A 1,085-nucleotide genomic window follows, 5' to 3' on the forward strand; every position below is an offset into this window, starting at 1 on the left:
TCTCCAGCGCCAGCCGTGCTGCCGCGGCACTGAGGTTGCCGCCCGCGCTTTGGCCCCCGACGCACAGCCGGCCGCCGTCCCAATCGCGGCCGGGGTCGGCCGCCCAGCGGACGACGTCGTAGACCTGGTGTGGCGCCGCCGGGAAGCGGTGCCGCGGCGCCAGCACGTAGTCGGGATTGATCACCACCACGCCTGCGTTGGCGGCCAGGTACCGGCACCAGGGATCGTCCTGTTCGGGGTGCCCGACCACGAAGCCCCCGCCGTGCACGTTGACGTAGACCGCCTGGTTCGCCGTGCCGGCCGGCGGGTGGTAGACGGTTGCCGGTACGGGGCCGTGCCGGGCGGGGATGGTGACCTCGGTGGTCCGGCCGCGGAATTCGGGGAATCGCACGGCGGCCTTGGGGGCCGGGTTCACGACGGCGGCGAAAGTGCGGGCCAGTGCGTCGGCGACGACTGGTCTGGAGAGAATCGACACGGGCCCTAGGAGCCCGTTCCCGGGCCGATGTTGTGGGCCGGTCTGGTGCGCAGGTTGTGCACGTAATCGCTTGGGGCTCCGGCGATTTCGGCGGCGTCAGCCATCACGCCCAGGTATCGCGCCGAGGGCAGGCCGCCCTCCCAGGCGTCGAGCACGTACAGCCAGGCCAGCACGGGGTCGGTGCTGGTGTCCGACGAGATGCGTTCCACCCGGCAGCGGATCTTCTTGTGGACGCCGAACTCCGAGCCCTCCCACCGGTCGAGGTTGTTCTCGTCGGCCGGGGTCATGTCGTAGAGGACGACGAACACCTTGGAGGTCGGGTCTTCGACCACCGTGGCCAGCGCGCCTTCCCAGCCGATGTCCTCGCCGCCGAACGTCAGGCGCCAGCCGTGCAGCCAGCCGGTTCCGGCCATCGGGGAATGGGGTGCCCGCTTGAGCATCTGCTCAGGATCCATGTTCGACCCGTAGGCGGCGTAGAGCGGCACGGGGAAATCTTAGACGTCACCCGCACGAGCGGTCTTCTCCCAAGCGTTTCGCCGCGCTGTTCAATGGCGCGGCTTCTCCTCACGCCGCCGTGCGGCGTGCATCGTCGCCGCGCTGTTCAATGGCG

Annotated in this window: 2 protein-coding genes; both read right to left on the reverse strand. The window is 70.1% G+C overall.

The window, feature by feature from the left end; genetic code table 11:
* A partial coding sequence (locus tag A9X05_RS20035) for an alpha/beta hydrolase (RefSeq protein ID WP_197499141.1) occupies window positions 1–391 on the reverse strand: 391 nt, incomplete at its 3' end.
* Between the two features lie 89 nt (window positions 392–480).
* Window positions 481–960: a gamma-glutamylcyclotransferase gene (locus tag A9X05_RS20040; protein ID WP_067757370.1), complete on the reverse strand. Its 480-nt coding sequence runs from the start codon at window positions 958–960 to the stop codon at window positions 481–483.
* Between the last annotated feature and the right edge of the window lie 125 nt (window positions 961–1,085).

The sequence above is a fragment of the Mycobacterium sp. E3298 genome (genome assembly GCF_001666895.1).
Taxonomy (GTDB): domain Bacteria; phylum Actinomycetota; class Actinomycetes; order Mycobacteriales; family Mycobacteriaceae; genus Mycobacterium.